The organism is Chromohalobacter marismortui, assembly GCF_004364315.1.
Taxonomy (GTDB): Bacteria; Pseudomonadota; Gammaproteobacteria; order Pseudomonadales; family Halomonadaceae; genus Chromohalobacter; species Chromohalobacter marismortui.
This window is the reverse complement of the sequence record NZ_SOBR01000004.1, coordinates 370,646-393,174: the sequence shown is the minus strand read 5'-3', so window position 1 is coordinate 393,174 and position 22,529 is coordinate 370,646. Positions and strand designations below refer to the sequence as shown.

At 60.4% G+C, this 22,529-nt stretch carries 18 protein-coding genes; 6 read left to right on the top strand and 12 right to left on the bottom strand.

Going from position 1 to position 22,529, the window contains the following annotated elements; genetic code table 11:
• Positions 1 to 3: 3 nt before the first annotated feature.
• The 6 genes from efeO to rpmH form a co-directional block, all read right to left on the bottom strand.
• The gene (gene efeO / locus C8E00_RS11135; RefSeq protein ID WP_133697567.1) at positions 4 to 1,155 is read right to left on the bottom strand and encodes an iron uptake system protein EfeO; all 1,152 of its coding nucleotides are present in this window, start codon (positions 1,153 to 1,155) and stop codon (positions 4 to 6) included.
• A 14-nt stretch (positions 1,156 to 1,169) separates the two neighbouring features.
• Complete coding sequence (efeU, locus tag C8E00_RS11130; protein ID WP_133697566.1) at positions 1,170 to 2,009, bottom strand: iron uptake transporter permease EfeU; 840 nt, start codon at positions 2,007 to 2,009, stop codon at positions 1,170 to 1,172.
• Between the two features lie 186 nt (positions 2,010 to 2,195).
• Positions 2,196 to 3,572, bottom strand: coding sequence for a tRNA uridine-5-carboxymethylaminomethyl(34) synthesis GTPase MnmE (mnmE, locus tag C8E00_RS11125; RefSeq protein ID WP_133697565.1), 1,377 nt, complete (start codon positions 3,570 to 3,572; stop codon positions 2,196 to 2,198).
• Positions 3,573 to 3,672: 100 nt separating this feature from the next.
• Complete coding sequence (yidC, locus tag C8E00_RS11120; protein WP_133697564.1) at positions 3,673 to 5,358, bottom strand: membrane protein insertase YidC; 1,686 nt, start codon at positions 5,356 to 5,358, stop codon at positions 3,673 to 3,675.
• A gap of 82 nt (positions 5,359 to 5,440) precedes the next feature.
• On the bottom strand, positions 5,441 to 5,827 hold the full coding sequence (gene rnpA / locus C8E00_RS11115; protein WP_133697563.1) for a ribonuclease P protein component: 387 nt from the start codon (positions 5,825 to 5,827) through the stop codon (positions 5,441 to 5,443).
• Between the two features lie 11 nt (positions 5,828 to 5,838).
• The gene (rpmH, locus tag C8E00_RS11110) at positions 5,839 to 5,973 is read right to left on the bottom strand and encodes a 50S ribosomal protein L34 (RefSeq protein ID WP_133697562.1); all 135 of its coding nucleotides are present in this window, start codon (positions 5,971 to 5,973) and stop codon (positions 5,839 to 5,841) included.
• A gap of 589 nt (positions 5,974 to 6,562) precedes the next feature.
• Between rpmH and dnaA the strand changes: the two genes are divergently transcribed.
• The 4 genes from dnaA (at position 6,563) to gyrB (ending at position 12,835) form a co-directional block, all read left to right on the top strand.
• Entirely contained in the window at positions 6,563 to 8,050 is a 1,488-nt protein-coding gene (gene dnaA, locus C8E00_RS11105; protein WP_133697561.1) for a chromosomal replication initiator protein DnaA, read from the top strand.
• Between the two features lie 49 nt (positions 8,051 to 8,099).
• Positions 8,100 to 9,203 carry a DNA polymerase III subunit beta gene (gene dnaN, locus C8E00_RS11100; protein ID WP_133697560.1) on the top strand — a complete coding sequence of 368 codons (1,104 nt, stop codon included), beginning with the start codon at positions 8,100 to 8,102 and terminating at the stop codon, positions 9,201 to 9,203.
• Between the two features lie 109 nt (positions 9,204 to 9,312).
• The gene (recF, locus tag C8E00_RS11095; protein WP_133697559.1) at positions 9,313 to 10,398 is read left to right on the top strand and encodes a DNA replication/repair protein RecF; all 1,086 of its coding nucleotides are present in this window, start codon (positions 9,313 to 9,315) and stop codon (positions 10,396 to 10,398) included.
• Positions 10,399 to 10,417: 19 nt separating this feature from the next.
• Positions 10,418 to 12,835: a DNA topoisomerase (ATP-hydrolyzing) subunit B gene (gene gyrB, locus C8E00_RS11090; protein WP_133697558.1), complete on the top strand. Its 2,418-nt coding sequence runs from the start codon at positions 10,418 to 10,420 to the stop codon at positions 12,833 to 12,835.
• Positions 12,836 to 12,963: 128 nt separating this feature from the next.
• Here the strand turns inward: gyrB and gmhB are convergent, their stop codons facing one another.
• The 3 genes from gmhB to glyQ form a co-directional block, all read right to left on the bottom strand.
• On the bottom strand, positions 12,964 to 13,542 hold the full coding sequence (gmhB, locus tag C8E00_RS11085; protein ID WP_133697557.1) for a D-glycero-beta-D-manno-heptose 1,7-bisphosphate 7-phosphatase: 579 nt from the start codon (positions 13,540 to 13,542) through the stop codon (positions 12,964 to 12,966).
• Between the two features lie 358 nt (positions 13,543 to 13,900).
• Complete coding sequence (glyS, locus tag C8E00_RS11080) at positions 13,901 to 15,967, bottom strand: glycine--tRNA ligase subunit beta (RefSeq protein ID WP_133697556.1); 2,067 nt, start codon at positions 15,965 to 15,967, stop codon at positions 13,901 to 13,903.
• 2 nt (positions 15,968 to 15,969) lie between these two features.
• Positions 15,970 to 16,926, bottom strand: a complete 957-nt coding sequence (gene glyQ, locus C8E00_RS11075) for a glycine--tRNA ligase subunit alpha (protein ID WP_133697555.1) — start codon at positions 16,924 to 16,926, stop codon at positions 15,970 to 15,972.
• A 127-nt stretch (positions 16,927 to 17,053) separates the two neighbouring features.
• On the opposite strand from glyQ, the gene rfaD reads away from it, so the two are divergent.
• Together rfaD and waaF are read left to right on the top strand one after the other, a co-directional pair.
• Entirely contained in the window at positions 17,054 to 18,010 is a 957-nt protein-coding gene (gene rfaD / locus C8E00_RS11070) for an ADP-glyceromanno-heptose 6-epimerase (protein ID WP_133697554.1), read from the top strand.
• Positions 18,003 to 19,034 carry a lipopolysaccharide heptosyltransferase II gene (gene waaF, locus C8E00_RS11065; RefSeq protein ID WP_133697553.1) on the top strand — a complete coding sequence of 344 codons (1,032 nt, stop codon included), beginning with the start codon at positions 18,003 to 18,005 and terminating at the stop codon, positions 19,032 to 19,034. The genes rfaD and waaF overlap by 8 nt, the downstream gene beginning before the upstream one ends.
• Here waaF and C8E00_RS11060 read toward each other — a convergent pair.
• The 3 genes from C8E00_RS11060 to C8E00_RS11050 form a co-directional block, all read right to left on the bottom strand.
• The gene (locus tag C8E00_RS11060) at positions 19,027 to 20,598 is read right to left on the bottom strand and encodes a sulfatase-like hydrolase/transferase (protein WP_243833175.1); all 1,572 of its coding nucleotides are present in this window, start codon (positions 20,596 to 20,598) and stop codon (positions 19,027 to 19,029) included. The two genes, waaF and C8E00_RS11060, sit on opposite strands and share 8 nt — an antisense overlap.
• Before the next feature lie 101 nt (positions 20,599 to 20,699).
• A complete protein-coding gene (locus C8E00_RS11055) occupies positions 20,700 to 21,455 on the bottom strand; it encodes a glycosyltransferase family 2 protein (RefSeq protein ID WP_133697552.1) in 756 nt (251 codons plus the stop codon).
• Positions 21,443 to 22,522: a glycosyltransferase family 9 protein gene (locus C8E00_RS11050; RefSeq protein ID WP_133697551.1), complete on the bottom strand. Its 1,080-nt coding sequence runs from the start codon at positions 22,520 to 22,522 to the stop codon at positions 21,443 to 21,445. The genes C8E00_RS11055 and C8E00_RS11050 overlap by 13 nt, the downstream gene beginning before the upstream one ends.
• Between the last annotated feature and the right edge of the window lie 7 nt (positions 22,523 to 22,529).

Genomic DNA, 22,529 nt, shown 5'->3' with positions numbered 1-22,529 from the left:
TGGTCAGCCATGCAAGGCCAACGTATGGTCGAGACTGGCCAGGATGTCGGCCAGGACTTGGGTCTCGGTCAGCAAGGCATCGCGGTCGATATCGCGACTGGCCTGCGTTCCCGGTACGCTGCTGGCCGTCTCGGCCAAGCGTTGCTGAAGTCTGGCGAGCTTGGCCTGCAGGGCTTCCAGGGTGTTCGGCGCCTGACGCTCGAGGAGTGGCGTGAGTAGCGTGACGATCTTCTCGGCCCCTGCGGCCAGGCCCTGCAGGTCGAGCAACTCGTGCGCGTTGAGTGTCTTGTCGTCTCTGGCGTGGGCGTACCAGGCCATGAGTACCCGAGCGCTACCGTTGGCCAGTTGATCCGGCGGGATCGCCTGATGTCTGAGGCGTTCGCCGAGTGTTCGGGTATCCTCGAGCAGTTGCGTCGCGATGGGTGTCAGGCCGTCGGTGCTCCCGGTCTCGAACAAGCCGTGGGCCAGGCGATGAAAGCCGACGAATTGTGGATCCTGCTCGCGCTTGGCGAAGTAATCGGCGCGGGCATTGAGGCGTTCGTCGAGATCGCTGTAGAGCCCGATGGCCATCGCCAGGCGCTGATCGATGAGCCGTGCCTCGCGGTAGGCGATGCGAGCCGCGTCCAGCTCGCCGGCGGCAATGGCCTGATGCAAGGTCTCGGCGGCATCGACCAGATGACGGCTCTGGAGCACCAGATAGACCTTGTATTCCGCCAATGGCGCGATGAAAGCCTGGCGTGACAAGGCGACCGCCGGTGCATCGCCGTTGGCCGTGACGTGGAGGGTGCCATGGGGATTGCTCAATAACCCGCAGGTCATGGCGTAGTCGCCAGGTGCCAGCGTGGCGGTCAGCGGCTGGTGCAGGCCGGGGGTGATGTTCTCGCGCTCTTCGAGCACCATCACGCCATCCAGAATCTCCCATTCGATGGCTCGCTGGGAGTCGTTGACGATATTGAAGCGCGTCTCACCGGCGGGCACGCTGAGTTCCTGTGGCTCGCAGCCCTGAGCGGTGACCACGAGCCGTACGTCGTCGTCACCATGATCGCGACCGTTCAGCGATAGGGCGAACAGGCCCAGGGTGGCGAGCATCAGTACGGCCGATGCCAATACACCGAGCTTGAGCAGTCGCGAGGAGGGAGGGGAAGACAAGGGCATGGCACTCTCTCCGGTCAGCGAGCATTGACGTGTGGGGCGGCCGACTGCGCGAGGCGGGCGGGACGCAGGAACAGCAGCAGCGTTACCAACAGGTAGCCGACATACACCACCGCCTCGCTCACGGTCGGGGCGGGCTGGTAGCCGAACACGCCGGCGAACACGGCACCCAACGGCGAGTCCAGCGGCAACTGGTCGCCGAGGTTGAAAAGGATCTGCTGGGCGTGGTTCCAGAGGCCGGCTTCATGCAAGGCACGCACCGAGCCGGCCAACAGGCCTGCGGCCACCAGCAGGATGAAGAGTCCGGTCACCCGGAAGAAATGCGCGAGATTGAGACGCAGGCTGCCGCGATAGAGGGCCAGACCCACCAGGAGGGCGGTGAGGATACCCAGCAAAGCGCCCCATGGTGCGACCTGGTCGGTACTTTGCTGGAATACCGCGAGCAGGAAGAATATGGATTCCAGACCCTCACGGGCCACCGCGAGAAACACCATGCCGATCAGCGCCAGGGTCTGGCGATGACCGCTTTCGAAGGCATCGTCGAGGGCGCCGGTCAGTGAACGGCGCATGCCACGGGCGGTACGACGCATCCAGAACACCATCCAGGTCAACACCCCCACGGCGATCAATCCCACGAGTGCCTCGAACAGCTCCTGTTGCCGTTGGGGAAACTCGGCGCTGGCGAATTGCAGGCCGGCGCCGACCCCCAGGGCCAGCGCGACGGCGAGGAAGACGCCGATCCATACGGCGGGCATCCAGGCGCCCCGTCCTGTCTGACGAAGATAACTGGCGATGATGCCGACGATCAGGGCGGCCTCGAGCCCCTCGCGTAGCATGATGAGAAAGGGGACAAGCATATCGCGGATCCTGGAGAGCGATTTAAACGGAATTTTTAACGAAAGAAAATGAGATTGTTTCTTATTGTTAGGTTATACCTACCCCAAGAGGCTGGCAAGCAAATTCTAAATCAATTCATTCTTGCGGATGGAGGAGGGGCCGACGAAGCCCCAGCATCGGTCGTGCCAGCAGGGCTCTATAAGGTGTCATTTCCCGATGCAGAAGCTGCCGAAGATCTCACCGAGGAGATCGTCGGCGGTGAATTCACCGGTGATTTCGGCGAGCGCATGCTGCGCTTCACGCAGGTCCTCGGCGAGGAGTTCGCCGGCACCATGACCTTGTAACTGGGCAATGCCGTTGTCGAGGGCCTGGTCGGCGCGGTCGAGGGCGTCGAGATGACGGCGACGCGCCGAGAAGCGTCCTTCGGTGGTGGCATCGAAGCCCATCACCGTCTTGAGATGCTCCTTCAAGTTATCCACACCCTCTCCGGTAATGGCGGACATGCGCACCAGCGGTGGGGTTGTGGATAAATCACTCTCGGCATTCTCGCCGCTTTCGTCGATCTTGTTGCGCACCAGTGTCAGGCGCTCCGGGTGGGGCAGGCGTGCGACGAATTCCGGCCAGAGTTGCATGGGGTCGGTCTGGGTCGTGGTCGCTGCATCGACCAATAGCAGCACGCGGTCGGCCTTCTCGATCTCTTCCCAAGCGCGGGCGACGCCGATTTTCTCGATGGCATCTGGCGTGTCGCGCAACCCGGCGGTGTCGATGACATGCAGCGGCATGCCATCCAGATGAATGTACTCACGCAATACGTCGCGGGTAGTACCTTCGATGTCGGTGACGATAGCGCTGTCACGCTCGGTCAGCGCGTTGAGCAGGCTCGACTTGCCGGCATTGGGTCGTCCGGCGATGACCACATTCATGCCTTCGCGCATCAGCGCCCCTTGACCGGCGGCGGCACGCACTTCGCCAAGCGTCAGATGCACCTCGTCGAGCATGGCTGCGACCTTGCCGTCGGCGAGGAAGTCGATTTCTTCCTCGGGAAAGTCGATGGCAGCCTCGACGAACATGCGTAGCTCGATCAGCTTATCGACGAGTGCCGCGACCCGTGACGAAAATTCGCCCTGCAGCGAACGCAGGGCGTTTTCAGCGGCGGCGCGGGAGCTGGCATCGATCAGGTCGGCGATGGCCTCGGCCTGGGCCAGATCGAGCTTGTCGTTGAGGAAGGCGCGTTCGGAGAACTCGCCAGGACGTGCCAGTCGCGCGCCCAGCGTCACGCAGCGTTCGAGGAGCAGGTCCATGATCACCGGTCCGCCATGCCCTTGCAGCTCGAGAACGTCTTCGCCGGTAAAGGAGTGGGGGCCGGGAAAGAAGATCGCGATTCCTTCATCGATGACACCGCCGTTGGCGTTGCGAAAGGGGCCGTAATACGCGTGGCGCGCCGCCGGGCAATGGCCGAGGATGCCTTCGGCCAAGGTGCGGCTGGCGGGTCCGGAAATGCGTACGATGCCGACGCCCCCCCGTCCGGGAGGCGTGGCGATGGCAGCGATGGTGTCCTGGCGATAGAGAGGCGTGGCAGTCATGTCATTCTCCGACTCGTTGCCGATATTGTCCGGGTGGCAGGCCCAAAACGCCAGACCCCCGCCGAAGCGGGGGTCTGATCCAGTGGAAATCGAGAAGCCGTCAGCTCTTGGCTTTACTCGTCTTTCCCGTTTCGTCGTCACTTTCGATCTTGCGCGTGATGATCCACTGCTGAAGGATCGAGATGACGTTGTTGCAGATCCAGTAGATCACCAGGCCGGCCGGGAACCACAGGAAGAAGAACGTGAAGATGACAGGCAGCATCTTCATGATCTTGGCCTGCATGGGGTCCGGCGGTGTCGGATTCAGCAACTGCTGAACGAACATCGAGGCGCCCATGATGATCGGCAGGATGAAGTAGGGATCCTGAGCCGACAGATCATTGATCCACAGTATGAAGGGCGCGTGACGCAATTCGACCGATTCCAGCAGCATCCAGTACAAGGCGATGAAGACCGGCATCTGCACGACGATGGGCAGACAGCCCCCCAGAGGATTGATCTTCTCCTTCTGGTAGAACTTCATCATCTCCTGGGACATCTTCTGCCGGTCGTCGCCGTACTGCTCCTTGATGCGCTTCATCTCGGGGCCCATCTTGCGCATCTTCGCCATGGACTTGTAGGCCTTGGCGGAGAGCGGGAAGAGCACGATCTTGACGACGACCGTCAGGAGCACGATCGACCAGCCCCAGTTGCCGATCAGGCTGTGAATCTTGGCCAGCAACCAGAAAAGCGGATTGGCGATGAACCACAACCAGCCGAAGTCGACGGTGAGTTCCAGATTTGGCGCAATCGCCTCGAGACGATCCTGAATTTTCGGGCCGACATAGAGCGTGGCGGCAAGGGTCGCTTGGTCACCGGGGGCGATTTGCCGCGTTGGACCCGCGAAGGCGGCCACGTTGCGGTCACGCGAGTCGACACTCGTGTAATACAGATTCTCTTGGTCGTTTCTCGGTACCCATGCCGAGGTGAAGTAATGCTGGATCATGGCGACCCAGCCACCCTCGGAGGTGACGTTCTTGAACCCGCCCTCGCGGATGTCTTCGAAGCTGATCTTCTCGTAGTTGCTTTCTTGCGTGGAGAAGGTCGCCCCCAGGAACGACTTCATGCTCATCGGGCCGCCACCCTGATTGGGATCAGGGCTGTTGTCCCGGGCGAGTTGCCCAATGAAGCGTGCTGAGACGGGGGTCTGACTTTGGTTGGCAAGCAGGTACGTGACCTTGACGGCATACCGACCGCGATCGAAGGTAAAGCGCTTGATGATCTCGACACCGTCGATAGTGGCCTTGAGGTCGACGGTCAATACATCCTGCCCTTTATCGAGCGAGTATTGCGTTTTCGAGGGCGTATAGGTGATGCGCCCGTCATGGTTCTCGAGTTGCAATCCGGACTTGGCGACATAGCTGCGACGCTGATTGTCACTGAGCAGTACAAAGGGCTGGTCGCTGTTCAAAGCGGCCTTGTACTTGGGTAACGCCGCGTAGATGACGTCCCCCCCCTGCGCGTCGATATGCAGGTCAAGAACATCGGTCCGCACCTGAACCATATGATCGGAACTGGTCTGTTCCTGCTTGCCCGGCATACTGGAAGCGCCTTGGGATGCGCCCCCGGCACTACTGGGTGCCGAGAGTCCCTCTTCGGCGGCATCATTGCTGGCGCCGTTCTGGGAAACGCTGGCGGGGGGGCGTTGTTCGACGCCGTTTTGCCCATAATCCGCGTTCCACTGAATGACCAGTAGATAGGCAAGTACCGCGAGCGGGATGACGAGTAGGAGTCGTTTTACGTCCATAAAGATTCTGCCCGGTGATACATTCTGACGTCACGTCCCGATCGGCATACGCCCACGGTGGAACGTGGCGGAGAAATGCCGATCAAGGGGATGGCGTGGACGGGACCGACTGCTTGCGTACGTCTTTTTCCAAGCGTCGCCACATGCCATGCAGCTGGCGATGCAAGGTATCGTTATCCAGCTCATGAGCCCCGCGCCGAGCGAGAACGATGATATCCACGGCGGGGAGACGCTGCTGCTGAAGACGAAAGGATTCACGGACGAGGCGTTTCAGACGGTTACGGTCGACGGCACGACGCACGTTCTTCTTGCTGAAGACGAGTCCCACTCGCGGCGAGCCGAGAGCATTGGGGCGCGCCAGCATCAAAAGGCCTTTGCCGTGCACCTTGAAGGACGCATGAGCGAAGACGTGCTGATAGTCCCCGGCGGTCAGCAGTCGTAACCGCCGGGAAAAGCCCTGATCGGACATTCGTTGCCCAGTCAGGCGCTCAGACGCTTGCGACCTTTGGCACGACGACGCGCCAGCACCTGGCGGCCGTTCTGGGTGGCCATGCGAGCACGGAATCCGTGCGCGCGTTTGCGCTTTAGGACGCTCGGTTGAAAAGTGCGCTTCATAGCTGCGAATTCTCACGTGGTTGTTTGGAAACGAGTTGAAACTGAAGAACCCGGTACGCTTGCACCAGGCGGTATTCGGCTCAAGACCGGCAATTCTAGTGAATCCGTGGGGCGGGTGCAATTTTTCCGACGCTTTTATCCACACCTGTTTTGTTACGGCGGCGGGGACTTTGGCATGTACCGCGGCAGTCGACCGGCATGGATGACGTTTTGGATGCTTGTCGCTCGTCGTCGCCCTTGGGGAACGCGATACCGCTACTATCATTATTGAAATTATATTGATTGTTGTTGTTATTAATGGTGTGGACATTGTTTGTGGATAAGTAGTTTTTGTTCTTTTTTTACAAACGCACAGCATGTTATTGAATATGTTGGCAACAGGTGAAGGAGCAAGGGGTAAGCTGTCGATAGTGGTGTGGACAATGGGTGTTTTGTCCACAGCCGACAAGCCTTCCACGTTCCACGGACATGATGTCCGTTGAGTTATGGAGAGAGTTTTCCACAGGAAAAGAGACATGCCATCCATGTGGATAACCCGAGCCTCGAGCGCTACAATAGCCGGCCATTCATCAACGCTAGGTGAGGTCGTGTGTCGGTCGCTCTCTGGCAGCAATGCCTCAACTTTCTTCAGGATGAGCTGAGCTCGCAGCAGTTCAACACCTGGATTCGCCCCTTGCAGGCGGAAAACGGTGACGCCAACGAGTTGTGTCTGTTGGCGCCCAATCGCTTCGTGCGTGACTGGGTCAACGATAAATACCTGAAGCGTATCAATGAATTGCTGAGGGAGCTTGCGTCCGGAAAGCCGCCCAAGGTGCAGCTGACGGTGGGTAGTCGCCGCAACATGGCGGTTTCATCACCGCGGGATCTTGGTGCGCCGGTCTCGGCGACGGCGATGAATGCCTCGCGCCCAACCGAGGCGCCGTCGGTACATGCCGCTCCGCGTGCCAAGGGAGACTATGCCGACGAGCAGGAAATCGACCGCCTTCGCGAGCGCGAGGAAACGCCGCGGCGTGGTGGTGGCGAGCGCCAAGTCCAGGTCGAAGGCAGTCTCAAGCACCAGAGCGGGCTCAATCCCAACTTTACGTTTGAAACCTTCGTCGAGGGCAAGTCGAACCAGCTGGCGCGTGCCGCCTCGCGCCAGGTGGCCGAGAATCCCGGTGGTGCCTACAATCCTTTGTTCCTGTACGGTGGGGTCGGCTTGGGTAAGACGCACCTCATGCATGCGGTGGGCAACCATCTGGCGGGTCAGCGGGAAAACGCCAAGGTGGTGTATCTGCACTCTGAGCGTTTCGTGGCCGATATGGTCAAGGCGCTACAGCTCAACGCCATCAATGACTTCAAGCGTTTCTACCGCAGCGTGGATGCCCTGCTGATCGACGATATCCAGTTCTTCGCCGGCAAGGAGCGTTCGCAGGAAGAGTTCTTCCATACGTTCAATGCGTTGCTCGAGGGCGGTCAGCAGATGATCCTTACCTCGGATCGTTACCCCAAGGAAATCAGTGGGGTGGAGGAGCGCCTCAAGTCGCGCTTCGGCTGGGGGCTGACGGTGGCCATCGAGCCGCCCGAGCTGGAAACCCGCGTGGCGATTCTGATGAAGAAGGCCGACCAGGCCAAGGTCGACCTGCCACATGATGCGGCATTCTTCATCGCACAGAAAATCCGCTCAAACGTGCGCGAGCTGGAAGGGGCATTGAAAAAGGTCATCGCCGACTCGCACTTCATGGGCAAGCCGATCACTCAGGACTTCATCCGTGAGTCGCTCAAGGACCTGCTGGCGCTGCAGGACAAGCAGGTCGGCGTCGATAACATCCAGCGTACGGTGGCGGAGTACTACAAGATCAAGCTGGCGGATCTGCTCTCCAAGCGCCGTTCGCGTTCCGTGGCGCGTCCGCGTCAGGTCGCCATGGCCTTGGCCAAGGAGTTGACCAACCACAGCTTGCCCGAGATCGGCGATGCCTTCGGTGGTCGCGATCACACGACGGTGCTGCACGCTTGTCGAAAAGTGCAGACACTCAAGGAAGAAAGCGCGGACATCCGCGAGGACTACAAGAATCTGTTGCGGCTGCTGACCAGTTGAGCATGGCGGCCTGAATATTCCCTTGGACCCCAGGACGAGAGTGGAGCCCATGAGATTTACCATCACCCGCGAAGACCTTTTGCGCCCGCTGTCGCTGGTCGCAGGCGTCGTTGAGCGCCGCCAGACCCTGCCGGTGCTGTCCAACGTACTGCTCGAGGTGCAGGATACCCAGCTGGCGCTGACCGGTACGGACCTCGAGGTCGAACTGATCGGGCGTACGTCGCCGCACCATGTCGATGAGCCGGGCTCGGCCACGGTGCCGGCGCGCAAGCTAATGGATATCTGCAAGTCGTTGCCCGAGAAGACCGATATCACCTTTACGCTTGAAGAGGGGCGGGCGGTGCTGCGCGCGGGGCGTTCACGCTTCACCTTGTCGACGTTGCCCGTGGCAGAGTTCCCGAATATCGAGGGAAGTCAAAGCGATACAACGCTGACCTTGTCTCGCGGCACGCTCAAGCATTTGATCGATGCGACCTCTTTCGCCATGGCGCAGCAGGATGTGCGTTATTATCTCAACGGCATGCTGCTCGAGTTCGGCCATCACCTGGTGCGTACAGTGGCGACTGACGGTCACCGACTGGCGGTATGCGCCCGTAGTGCCGATGTCGATGTCGAACCGTCACAGAAGCTTATCGTGCCACGCAAGGGCATTCTCGAGTTGGCGCGCTTGCTGGATGGCAGCGACGAGCCTGTCGAGCTCACCATCGGCGGCACACACCTGCGTGCTCAGACCGGTGATTTTACCTTCACGTCCAAGCTCGTCGATGGAAAGTTCCCGGATTACGATCGTGTCATTCCTCGCGGCGGCGACAAGGTCGTCATCGCCGAGCGTGGCGAGCTCCGTCAGGTATTGTCGCGTACCGCGATTCTTTCCAATGAGAAATATCGTGGGGTGCGGCTCAATCTCGAAGAACACAACCTGCGTGTGACGGCCAACAATCCCGAGCAGGAAGAAGCCGAGGAAAACGTGGCCATCGAGTATGAGGGCGATACGTTGGAAGTAGGGTTCAATGTCGGCTATCTCGTGGACGTGCTCGGCGTGCTCGATGCCGACCGCGTGCAAGTGACATTGTCCGATCCCAACAGCAGTGCGCTGCTGGAAGAACCGGGCGGCGGCGATGCCATGTACGTGGTCATGCCGATGCGTCTCTGAGCACCTGCCTGCGCCACTTTCTCACTCCTGCATGCCTCGAGTGTGAGAGCCGGTTCGTACCGGCATCGTCAATCGCACTTGAGGCAGCGTGCTGCCCCTGACCCTCTTTATGTCCCTCGAACGACTCAACTTCCTAGGCCTGCGTAATCTGGCGGCATTCGATATGCGTCCTGCCCCGGGGATCAATCTCGTCACCGGGGCCAACGGTAGTGGCAAGACCAGCCTACTGGAAGGCATTCATATCTTGGGCATGGCACGCTCGTTTCGTACGCAGAAGCTAAAACACGCGATTGCGCACGATGCCGATGCCGTAACCTTGCATGGCCGACTGTCGGGTGATCCGCCGGTGTCCTTGGGCGTCCGACGTGCGCGGGATGCCGCCGAGCTGGAAATTCGTCGTGACGGCGAACGTGGTATCCGCGTGGCACAATTGGCCGAAACGCTTCCCTTGCAGTTGATCAACCCCGATGCATTTCGCCTTCTCGAAGGGTCGCCTGCGGCTCGGCGCGAGTTCTTGGATTGGGGTGTGTTTCACGTGAAACACGAGTTTTTCGAAGCGTGGCGTCGGGTGCGTCGTGCTCTGAAACATCGGAATGCGCTGCTCAGGCATGATAGAATTGACCTACGATCGATGCGTGTCTGGGAGCAAGAGTTGGCGCACTGGAGCGAACTGCTCGATCTCCTGCGCAGCGACTACATGGCGCAATTCGCCAAGGCATTCGAAGCTACATTGCATGAGCTGTTGCCGCTTTCCGGCCTGTCGCTTCGCTATCACCGCGGATGGGACAAGCAGCGCGATTTACTGGATGTGCTCGAAAACGGTCGGGATACCGACCGGCAAATGGGCTTTACCCAGCAAGGACCGCAGCGAGCCGACTTGCGTTTGCGCATCGGCAAGCGTGCTGCCGTGGAAGAGCTGTCCCGTGGACAGCAAAAGTTGGTGGTGAGTGCGCTGAAATTGGCCCAAGGGCACTTGCTGGCAGAACTGACGGGGCGTACCTGCGTGTACTTGATCGATGACTTGGCTGCCGAGCTGGATGTATCGCATCGGCGGATCTTTTGTCATTGGCTGGCGCGCTTGCACTGCCAGGTCTTTATTACCGGTGTCGAGCGCGAGGCGCTCGCGAATTCATGGCAGTCGGAAACGGATGTCGCGATGTTTCACGTGGAACACGGGCGACTGCTCACGGAATGACTTCACGACGGAGTAGGCAATGAGCGAACAAGCTTACGACTCATCGAGTATCAAGGTCCTCAAGGGCCTGGATGCGGTACGCAAGCGCCCCGGCATGTACATCGGCGATACCGATGACGGCACGGGCCTGCATCATATGGTCTTCGAATTGGTGGATAACTCCATCGACGAGGCGCTCGCGGGACACTGTAGCGAGATTCGTGTGGTGATCCACCCCGATGAGTCCGTCACCGTCAGCGACAATGGGCGTGGCATTCCAACTGATATGCATTCGGAGGAAAACGTCTCGGCGGCCGAAGTCATCATGACGGTGCTGCATGCCGGCGGCAAGTTCGATGACAACTCCTACAAGGTGTCGGGCGGCCTCCATGGCGTCGGCGTGTCCGTGGTCAATGCTCTCTCCGAAGAGCTCAAACTGACGGTGTGGCGGGCTGGACAAGTCTATGAGCAGATCTATCATCACGGTGTGCCCGACTCCCCGTTGAGCGTGGTGGGCAAAACCGAGAAGAGTGGCACCCAGGTCAATTTCAAGCCGTCGACCGATACGTTCGCCAATATCGAGTTCCACTACGATATTCTGGCCAAGCGCTTGCGTGAGCTGTCGTTCCTCAACTCCGGTGTGGCCATCCGCTTGCTCGACGAGCGTTCGGGGGCAGAAGAACTGTTTCACTATGAAGGCGGACTACGGGCTTTCGTCGATCACTTGAATACCAACAAGGCGACGTTGAACCCTGTTTTCCACTTCGAAACGCAACGTGAAGATGGCATCGGCGTCGAAGTGGCGATGCAGTGGAACGACACCTTCTCCGAGAATATTTTCTGCTACACCAACAATATTCCTCAGCACGATGGCGGCACGCATCTGGCCGGCTTTCGCGCCGCCCTGACACGTACGCTCAACCACTACATCGAAACCGAAGGCTTGCTGAAAAAGGCCAAGGTCAATACGGCCGGTGACGATGCGAGGGAGGGGCTGACGGCGATCGTGTCGGTCAAGGTGCCCGATCCCAAGTTCTCGTCGCAGACCAAGGAAAAGCTGGTGTCGTCCGAGGTCAAGACGGCGGTCGAGCAGGAGATGGGGCGCCAGTTGGGCGATTATCTGGTGGAGCGACCCAATGATGCCAAGGCCATCGTCAACAAGATGCTCGACGCTGCACGTGCGCGCGAGGCCGCGCGAAAGGCGCGTGATATGACGCGCCGTAAGGGCGCATTGGATATCGCCGGTCTACCAGGCAAGTTGGCCGATTGTCAGGAGAAAGACCCGAGCCTGTCGGAGCTTTACCTGGTCGAGGGTGACTCGGCCGGTGGCAGCGCCAAGCAGGGGCGTGATCGACGCACCCAGGCGATCCTGCCGCTCAAGGGCAAGATCCTGAACGTCGAAAAGGCGCGCTTCGACAAGATGCTGTCGTCGGCGGAAGTAGGCACGCTGATCACGGCGTTGGGGTGTGGCATCGGGCGCGAGGAGTTCAATCCCGATAAGCTGCGTTATCATTCGATCATCATCATGACGGATGCGGACGTCGATGGCTCGCATATCCGCACGCTTTTGTTGACGTTCTTCTTCCGGCAGATGCCGGAACTGATCGAACGTGGCCATGTGTTCATCGCTCAGCCGCCGCTTTACAAGATCAAGCGAGGCAAGCAGGAAACCTATCTCAAGGATGAACAAGCGCTGACGGATTATTTGACCACGACAGCGCTGGATGGCGCTCGCCTCTATGTCAATGCCGATGCGCCGGGCATTGCCAATGAACGGCTCGAAGCCTTGGTCAGTCAGTACCGCGATGTCATGCGGCGTATCGATCGTTTGTCGCGAGTCTACCCCAACCTGGTCCTGCGCAAGATCGTGCATACCGCGAAACTCGAGAGCGAAAGCCTCAAGGATCGCGTGACCATGCAGAACTGGATCGACCATTTGCAAAAGGAAATGGACGATCTCATCGTTCACGAGGGTGGCCCGCGCTATACCTTCCACCTCCAGGAAGATACCGAACGTGGTGTTTATCTGCCCTGTGTGGCGCTGACGGCGCATGGGGTGACGACCGATTATGTGTGGGGCGTCGATTTCTTCCGCAGTGCCGACTACCGTGCCATGACCGCCTTGGGCGAAACACTGGACGGTCTGCTCGAAGAAGGGTCGTACGTCGCTCGAGGCGAGCGTCAGCGACCGGTGGAAACCTTCTACGAGGCGCTCGAGTGGCTGATGAGCGAAGCACAACGAGGCTTGAGCGTGCAGCGCTACAAGGGCCTGGGTGAGATGAACCCCGAGCAGCTGTGGGAAACCACCATGGATCCCAATTCTCGCCGCATGCTGCGTGTTTCCATCGAGGATGCCGTGGCGTCCGATATGATGTTCAACACCTTGATGGGTGATGAGGTAGAGCCGCGTCGTGACTTCATCGAGCGCAATGCACTGGTCGCCAATCTGGATATCTGATGGAGATGCCGGATAGATGATGTTCCACGTGAAACATCTGCGGTGAAGTGCCCCGAAGTCTGGTAAGAAAGAAGCTGGCAACGTCACACGACGTTGCCAGCTTTTTTGTGGACAGAGCGGGGACCGTCTCAGTGTAACGGGCAAGAAGCTGTTTTCTCGCACGAGAGAAGCCAGTCGGTGAAGGCGGCAAGGTCATCAAAGATGCATGCGTCATCGAGGCCTGTGCCCGTTAGCTCGGTGCGCTTTCCCTTGCCTGTACGCACCAGGGCGCTTTGACAGCGCGCGGCGTCGCCGGCCTGTAGGTCGCGCAGGCTATCACCCACCATCCAGCTACCTTCAAGCGTTTCTAGTCCGAGCGCATCGCGTATGCGCTCCAACAGCCCTGGCAAAGGCTTGCGGCACGAGCAGCCATCGTCCGGCCCATGCGGACAATAGGCAATGTGGTCGATTTTGCCGCCAGCAGCGTTCACCAGTGCTTGTATCGAGGCATGCATCGCATCGAGGGTGTCTACGCCGTAATAACCACGTGCAATGCCGGATTGATTGGTGGCAATCGCCACTGTCCAGCCGGCTTGTGATAGGCGTGCGATGGCCTCTATGGCCTGAGGGTAGGGAAGCAATTCATCGAGCGATTTCACATAGTCATCGGAATCCCGGTTGATGACACCGTCTCGGTCGAGAATCACGAGTTTGGGAGATGAGGGCACAAGTGCTCCGGTTGCAGACAGTCGAGTACAGCAGTGTAGGGTCGTGTTTCACGTGAAACAATCCTTGAGCTACGAGCTACGAGCTACGAGCTACGAGCTACGAGCTACGAGCTGAAGAGGGAAGAGGGAAGAGGGAAGAGGGAAGAGGGAAGAGGGAAGAGGGAAGAGGAAGCGTTCGGCGCCAAGTCAGGGATGCTGTGTTCCACGTGAAACACTGTCAGTTGATGCTCAGAAGCGGGAAGCAGGCGGGTGAGGGTCAGGTTGATTCAGTGGTAAAGGCAACATGCCGGTAGTCATGTTCCACGTGAAACAAAAAAGGGTGGCCGTTAGGGCCACCCTTTGACCAGCACGTGTGTCCTTATTGCTGCAGCTGGGCGATATCCGCGACTTCCAGAAAGAGGGCCTGAAGATTAGCCAGCAAGGCAAGTCGGTTACGACGCACGGCATCGTCCTCGGCCATGACCATCACCTCGTCGAAGAAGGCATCGACGGGACCACGCAACTGGGCCAGTACATCCAGTGCTTCGCTGTAGCGTGCAGCATCGAGCAGCGGACGTACCGCCTGATGACACTGTTCGAGCGCCTTGCTCAGCGTCCTCTCGGCGTCGGCTTGAAGCAAAGCGGTATCCACGGCGGTAGCGCCATCGTGCTGCTGCTTGGCGAGGATATTCGAGACGCGCTTGTTGGCTGCCGCCAAGGCTGCGGCTTCTTCCCGCTGACTGAAGGCATGCACGGCTCGTACCCGGCGCGCGAAATCGAGCGGCCGTGTGACCGGACGCGCGCGTACCGCCAGATAGACCTCGACGGCAACGCCTTCATCCTGGGTCCAGGCACGAAAGCGATCGAGCATGTACTCGAGCGTATCGTCGATGAGGCCTCCGGCCTTGGGAAGTTCGCCATGCTGGGCGGCGGCATGCTCGAGCAGTTCACGCAAGTCGAGATCGAGCTCACCCTTGATCAGGATGTTGAGAACGCCGATGGCGGCGCGACGCAGGGCGAAGGGGTCCTTGGTGCCCGTGGGGCGCTGGCCGATCCCGAAGATGCCTGTCAGTGTGTCGAGCCGATCGGCCAGGGCCAGGGTCAGACCGGCCTGTGTCGTGGGCACGTCGTCGCTGGCAAAACGCGGCAGGTACTGCTCGTGAAGTGCTTGCGCGACCTCTTCCGGTTCGCCGTCCTGGCGGGCGTAGTAGGTGCCCATGATGCCCTGGAGTTCAGGGAATTCCAGCACCATTTCGGTGACCAGATCGCACTTGGCGAGTTGTGCGGCACGCGTTGCATGGGCGACGTCGCCGCCGATCTGCCCGGCGATGAACGCGCTGATGGCTTCGATACGCTTCGCCTTGTCGCCCAGCGTACCCAGCAACTTCTGGAAGACCACGTTATCCAGTGCATCGCGTCGCGAGGCCAATGTCTGCTTGCGGTCGGTATCGTAGAAGAAAGCGGCATCGGCCAGGCGTGGGCGGATGACTTTCTCGTTGCCCTCGATGACCTGCTGTGGATCGCGACTTTCGATGTTGGAGACGGTGATGAAGGCCGGCTTGAGTTTTCCCTCGGCGTCGAGCAGATGGAAGTACTTCTGGTTGGCTTTCATCGACGAGATCAAGCACTCGGCGGGCACCTCGAGGAAGCGTTCGTCGAAGCTGCCGGTAAGCGCCACGGGCCATTCGACCAGGCCGTTGACCTCGTCGAGCAGGTCCTCGTCGATGACGGCCGCGGCGTCGTTGACTTCGGCCTCGGCAAGCACTTGCTCGCGGATACGCTCGCGCCGGCGGTCGTTATCGGCCAATACGAAGGCGTTTTCCAAGACGTCCAGGTAGTCGTCGGCATGTGCCAGCTCGATGCCCTGTGGCGCATGAAAGCGATGACCCCGGGTGGTACGGCCGGCCTCGAGGCCGAGTACGTCGGCAGGTACCACGTCTTGGCCGTAGAGGACGACCAGCCAGTGTACGGGGCGTGAAAATTCGAGTCGTGAGGCGCCCCAGCGCATGTTCTTGGGGACCGGAAGCGCGTTGACGGCACGCTCGAGAATGGCCGGCAGCAACGCCGTGGTCGCTTCCCCGGGTTCCTGATAGCGATAACCGAGCCAGGTGCCCTTGTCGGTCTCCAGGTGAATCAAGTCCGCGACCTCGACACCACAGGAGCGCGCGAAGCCTTCCGCCGCCTTGGTGGGTTCATCGTCCTTGAAGGCGGCCGCGAGGGCGGGGCCGCGACGCTCGATCTCGCGATCCGGCTGCTTGTCGCCGAGTGCCTCGATGCTGACCGCCAAACGACGGGGGGTGGCATGAGCGTGCGCCGCGGCGAAAGGAACCTCAGCCTCGGCGAGACGATCGACGATACCGTCGCGCAAGGCGTTGGCGAGGGATTCGATGGCGCCTGGCGGAAGCTCCTCGACGCCGAGTTCGACCAGTAGGGTGTTGGATGCCATGCTTACGCGTCTCCCTCGTTGCTTTCCCGGCTCAGCAGTTCCTGGCGGATGGTCTCGGGTGCCATGGGGAACCCGGCTGCCTTGCGCGATTCAAAGTAGGCGTGGGCGACGTCACGGGCCATGGTGCGCACACGCAGGATGTAACGCTGACGCTCGGTGACCGAGATGGCGTGACGGGCGTCGAGCAGGTTAAAGGTATGCGATGCCTTGAGCACGTGCTCGTAGGCGGGCAGGGGCAACCCCGCATCGAGCAGCTTCTGGCATTCGCCTTCGCTGTGGTCGAAAGCGGAGAACTGGTAGGGAACATCGGCGTGTTCGAAATTGTAAGCCGACTGTTCGCGTTCGTTCTGCAGATAGACATCGCCATAGGTAACGGAGGAACCGTCGGGGGCGTAGGTCCACACCAGGTCGTAGACACTATCGACGTCCTGCAGGTACATGGCGATGCGTTCCAGGCCATAGGTCAGCTCACCGGTGACGGGATAGCATTCGATGCCGCCGGCCTGCTGGAAGTAGGTGAACTGGGTCACCTCCATGCCGTTGAGCCAGACTTCCCAGCCGAGCCCCCAGGCACCTAGAGTAGGGGATTCCCAGTTGTCCTCGACGAAACGAATGTCGTGGACCTGCGGGTCGATGCCGAGACGTTCGAGCGAGCCCAGATACAGCGCTTGCAGCTCCAGGGGGGAAGGCTTCATCACCACCTGGAATTGGTAGTAGTGCTGCAGGCGATTGGGGTTTTCGCCGTAGCGGCCGTCGGTGGGACGGCGTGATGGCTGCACGTAGGCGGCATTCCAGGTTTCGGGGCCGATGGAACGCAGGAAGGTCGCGGGATGAAAGGTGCCGGCTCCGACTTCCATGTCCAGGGGTTGCATGATCACGCAGCCCTGTTCGGCCCAGTACTGTTGCAGGGCAAGGATCAGGCCCTGGAAGGTTTTCACGTCTGGCGTCGACTGTGTCATTGGTGAAGTACCGTTGGCCCATGAATTCACGAACTGCCAAGTATACAATTAGCGGTTAATCGGTTATAGGCACCGTGACGAAAAGCACGCGTTCCGCGTGGGTGCACGACTTGAAGGAATCGACGACATGATCGTAGTGACGGGCGGTGCCGGTTTCATCGGCGCCAATCTAGTGAAAGCTCTCAATGCACGCGGCCACGAGGATGTGCTCGTGGTCGACGACCTCTCCGACGGCACCAAGTTCGTCAATCTCGCCGACTGTACGCTGGGGGACTACCTCGACAAGGATGACTTCCTGGCGCGCGTGAAGGCCGAGCTGCGCGGCGAGCCGAGCGCCTTGCCGCCGATCGAGGCCATCTTCCACGAAGGAGCCTGTTCGGATACCACCGAGTGGGACGGCAAGTTCATGCTCGAGAACAACTTCGAGTATTCCAAGGTGCTGCTGCACTTCTGCCAGCATAAACGCATTCCCTTTCTGTATGCGTCGTCGGCGGCCACCTATGGCGGCAGCGAGGTGTTCGTGGAAGCGCCGGAGCACGAGAAGCCGCTCAACGTCTACGGCTACTCCAAGCTGCTGTTCGACCAGTACGTGCGCGTCCACTGGGAGTCGTTCGACGCTCAGGTGGTGGGGTTCCGCTACTTCAACGTCTATGGCCCGCGCGAGCAGCACAAGGGCAAGATGGCCAGCGTCGCCTACCACCATCACAATCAGGTGACGCGCGGCGAGAATCCTAAACTGTTCGGTGCCTGGGAAGGTTATGAAGCCGGCATGCAAAGTCGCGATTTCATTTATGTCGGCGATGTCGTGGACGTGAACTTGTGGTGCCTCGATAACCCCGATGTCTCGGGCATCTTCAACCTGGGCACCGGCCGTGCCGAGCCGTTCAAGGCCATCGCCGAGACGGTGATCGATTACTACGCCACCGGCAAGATCGACTACATCGACTTTCCCGACGAATTGAAAGGGCGCTACCAGAGCTATACCCGCGCGGACATCGCGCGGCTGCGCGAGGCGGGTTACAAGGCGGAATTCAAGACGGTTCGTGAAGGCGTCAGTGCCTACCTGGATTGGTTGAATGGCTGACGATACCGCCACCTCCCCGCGCCTGCTCGTCGTCGGCCCCTCGTGGGTCGGCGACATGGTCATGGCCCAGAGCCTGTTCATGACGCTCAAGGCGCATCACCCCGAGGCCTATATCGGGGTGCTGGCCCCGGGTTGGTCACTGTCGATCCTGGCGCGGATGCCCGAGGTCGATGAAACCATCGCGCTGGACGTCAAGCATGGCGAATTCGGCTGGGCCACACGGCGAGACGCGGCGCGTACGCTCAAGGGCCGCTTCGATCGGGCGATCGTGCTGCCGCGTTCCTGGAAATCGGCCCTGGTGCCTTTCCTGGCCCGGATACCCGAGCGCGTGGGTTTCCACGGCGAGCAGCGCTATTGGCTTCTCAACGCCCGCCGTCAGCTCGACAAGCGCGTGCTGGATCAAACCGTGAAGCGGTTTGTTGCGTTGGGCTTGCCCGAGGACGAGGCCCAGGATGGGGACTTTGCGATACCCGCACCGCGCCTCGAGGTGGATGCCGACAAACAGCAGCGTCTGCGCGAGACCTTAGGGCTCTCGGCGCGTCCTGCCATCGGCATGATGCCGGGGGCCGAATACGGGCCGGCGAAACAATGGCCGTTGGCGCATTTTCGTACGTTGGCGGAACGCCTGGTGGCCGAGGGCTTCGAGGTACGGGTGATGGGCGGCCCCAAGGACGCCGACGCAGGCGATACGATCAGCCAGGGGCTGTCTGGCGTACATAACCTCTGCGGGCGTACCAAGCTCACCGAAGTGGTGGACCTGCTCGCCGACTGCCAGCAAGTGGTCACCAACGATTCGGGGCTGATGCATGTGGCGGCAGCGGTGGGTACGCGCGTGCAGGCCATTTACGGCTCGTCCTCGCCGGCCTATACGCCGCCGCTGACCGAGAACGCCGAGATCCACGATCTCAATTTGTCCTGCTCGCCCTGCTTCGCCCGCGAATGCCCCTTGGGGCATACCAACTGCCTGCGTCATCTCGAGCCGGCACGCTTGTTGGCGGCGATCCGTCATGCGGCGCTCAATTGACGCCTTTCCACATATAGGATTGCAGCGCGTCCTCTTGCGCCATGTAATCGTTGATGGTCTCCAGGCCGTATTTTTCGACCAACGTGGGGGCCTCGGCGAAGAGCGAACGCCCCAGCCCGGCAGCGCGTGAATCCAGCTTAAACCCCATGGCCTCGAGTACCGTCGGATAGACATCGACCATCGATGCCCGGCGTTGGATGCGTTCCGCGGCGGGAATGCCCTTACCGAGCATCATGAAGGTGTTTTCGCGTTTGGCGTCGACCAGCTGCGGCCATTCTGAATTCTTCATGCTCAGATGGTCGCTGGAGATCACGACCAAGGTGTTGTCGAGCAAGCCCTCGCGGTCGAGCCGTTTCAGGAAACGGCGTACCAGCCAGCCGGTGCATTTCACCGAATACAGAATGTCGACCCCATCGAACTTTCCCTGGTTGTCCCGGCACGACTGCGACGGATTGCCAAAGGGCGGGTGCGCAGCCAGCGTCAGTGCGAACATGGCGTAGGGCTGATGATTGTCATCCTCGGCGAGTTTGCGGATGCGCTCGGTGGCCATGTTGAGCAGGGTGTCGTCATAAAGCCCCCAATCATTGAGATAGCCCGGCGGTGTGACGTCATCCTCCAGTTCGTCGCGCCCCAGGACGGTATCGAAGCCGTGTCCCTCGTAGAAGACTTTCTTGCCCGCGAAACGGGTGCTGGCACCGCCCATATAGGTGAGGTGATAGCCTTGGGCATTGAGTAAATCGCCCATGCACTGGGTGTGTGGCAGGACCGCATCGAGTGGTTCGAACTGATTGTCATGCATCAAGCCAGCGGGAATCAGCGGTACGCCGCATTGCGTGGCGACCATGCCCGCGGTCGTCCAGCCGGTATTGTCCAACTGCTTGAGCCCCTCGAAGACGGTGCCGCGCTTACCCAGCGCGATGAGATCCTCGTAGGCGTCACCGAACGTATCGCGGTCGGCGTAGGTGCGCTCGGTGCTTTCCAGATAGAGATAGATGAGGTTGGGACGGGTGTTCGGGGAAGCCACGATATCCGGCGACCGATAATGATCGCGTAACCAGTGCCCCTCGGTGACGACCGAGGCCCCGCGTTGTGATAGGCCGAACAGCAACGGATTGAAGGCTAGCAGGAAAATGGCGGCGACCCGTTCCCATAGCCGCCAGCGATGGTCATGGCGCACCAGGTAGGTCACGGCGGCAAGCATGAGCAGTCCGCAGAGCGTAAAGACGAATGCCGCCCATACTCGGCGTTGCCCGCCATGCTCGGTCATACCGGCCTGCAAGTGAAAGATGACCGCCCCCAGGTCGAGCTTGCCGAAGCTATCATCGAGGTATAGGTATATCCACCACAGCGCCAGTGGAATGAGTGACCACGGCCAGATGCGTCTAGTGCTCGAGCGTTGTTGAGGATGTCCCCAGCGGAAGCGCCAGGCGATGGCGACCCACAAGGCCGCCACGGGGAGCATGAACCAGTGATTGATGATGGCCAGCGTGGCAAAGGTATAACCCAGACACAGGCCCATGTAAGTAAGCGATAACCATCTTGTGGAGACGGTGGGCATCTTCATCGTTGGTCGTCCTTGATCGCGTTGGCATGCGCCATTATGACAATTGTATGGCAACGCGGTGTCTAATGCGTGGGACCTTCCTGGTCCACGTAGCGTGTCATTTACGCGTCGCGTTCTAGCTCATAGAGCTCATTGAGCTTGGCGTACTTCATGTAGGCATGAAACGCCGTGGTCATGGCGACTGTCATGCCATCCATACCCTGGCAGAGCCCGCCTTTGAAGATCAGCTTGCGCAGCATCGCGTTGACGGCGTGCAGCGTCGGACGCAGTCGTGAGGGGCGTACACCGCGTTCTTTCATCGCCCAGGCATCTCGGCTGGAGAGCGCATCGATGCGCCGGATCCAGTGCGACATGTCCTTGTAAGTGAAATGTCGCAGGTGGGCTGTAGTGGCCTCGATCTTGGGGGCCTCGACCGAAGAGTGTGCCTTCTTGGGTAGGTAGCCGGCGGTGGTGCGGTTGTAAAGACGCACCACCGAGTCCGGGTAGAAGCCGGCCGCACGAATCCAGTGACGCGCCACGTAGTTCTTGCGACGAAAACTGTAGGCAGTCTGCGGGTCGTCGAGGGCGAGGGCGTCGATCAGTGCCACGGCATCGTCGTCGAGGCGTTCGTCGGCGTCCAGGGCCAGGATCCAGTCATGCTTGGCAAACGGCACGCCGTGCGCCTTTTGTGGCCCGTCGCCGAGATAGGCCTGTGCGATCACCCGAGCGCCCTCGGCCTCGGCGATGGCCACGGTATCGTCGCTACTCAACGAATCGACGACGATGACCTCGTCGCAGATGCGTGACAGCGAACGCACGCAGTCGGCAATGTTGGCTTGCTCGTTGAGGGTGATGACGATTCCGGTCAGCGGTTGCATAGCGTTTCCTCGGTGGCCGTTGGTGTCGGCCAGGCATCGGCGATGTGGCTTGCCACCGCCGCGATGTCGATACGCGACATATCGCTGGCGGAGGCGTCATCGGCCGGGGGGCTGAAGGCCAGACGGCGTGTCTCGGCATTGCAGGTTTGCCAGCGCAGCGGCGTGGCCGAGCGCTTGGCAGGGTAGAAGCCGATCGTAGGCCGATTGAGCGCCCCGGCGATGTGCAAGGGCCCGGTCGAGCCGGCGATGAACACATCGGCGGCGGCCAGGGTTTCGGCGAAATCGGTCAAACTGGCGCGTGGCGGCATGAGCACCGCATCGACCTCGCGTGCGTTGAGCGTTTCCACCAAGGATTGGGCCGTGGGCTCTTCGCCTGGACCGTAAGTGATCACCCACTTCGGCGATATGGACAGGTTGAGGGTGATCGCCTGCGCAAGGTCCACGTATTGCGCCACACTGAGATTGACCGCCGAGCCACCGCTGCCGGGATGCAGAAACCACCACGGGCGTGTCGAGGGGAGCGCGAGCTCGTCGCTCAGGCGCTGGCGTTGGGTGTCGCGCGTCGCGTCGGGCAGCGGCCAGTAAGGCGGCGTCGGCGTGGGCACGTCTTGGCCGAGCGTTTTCAGTAGGGCGGTGGCCAGATCCTGATTGTAGGCATATTCGGGTTTCTGCGACCGCGACCTACGCTGTTTAATGCGAAAATTGTAAAATATCTGGGCCCATTTGGTGGCGGGCGCCATGCGCAGGGAAATGCCGGCTCGCCACCCCAGCCATCCGATACGGGACGTGGAAAAAAGCGTTAGCAGAGCGTCGAACTTTCCGGCGCGAAGCTGCGCGAGCAACGCCTTCTGCTGGCGTCGCGGGGCGGCGCCACCGGGATCGAGAACCACTTCATCGACCCACGGGCAGACATGCGCCAAGGGCGCCGTATAGGTGGGCACCAGTACGGCAACATGGTTGTCGGGATGGGCACTCTTCAGGCAGGCCAGGGCCGGCCAGGCGAGCATGAAGTCGCCGAGCTTGTCGTTGCGTACCACGAGGATGCGTTGTGGGCGCGACTGGGTCATCGAGTCT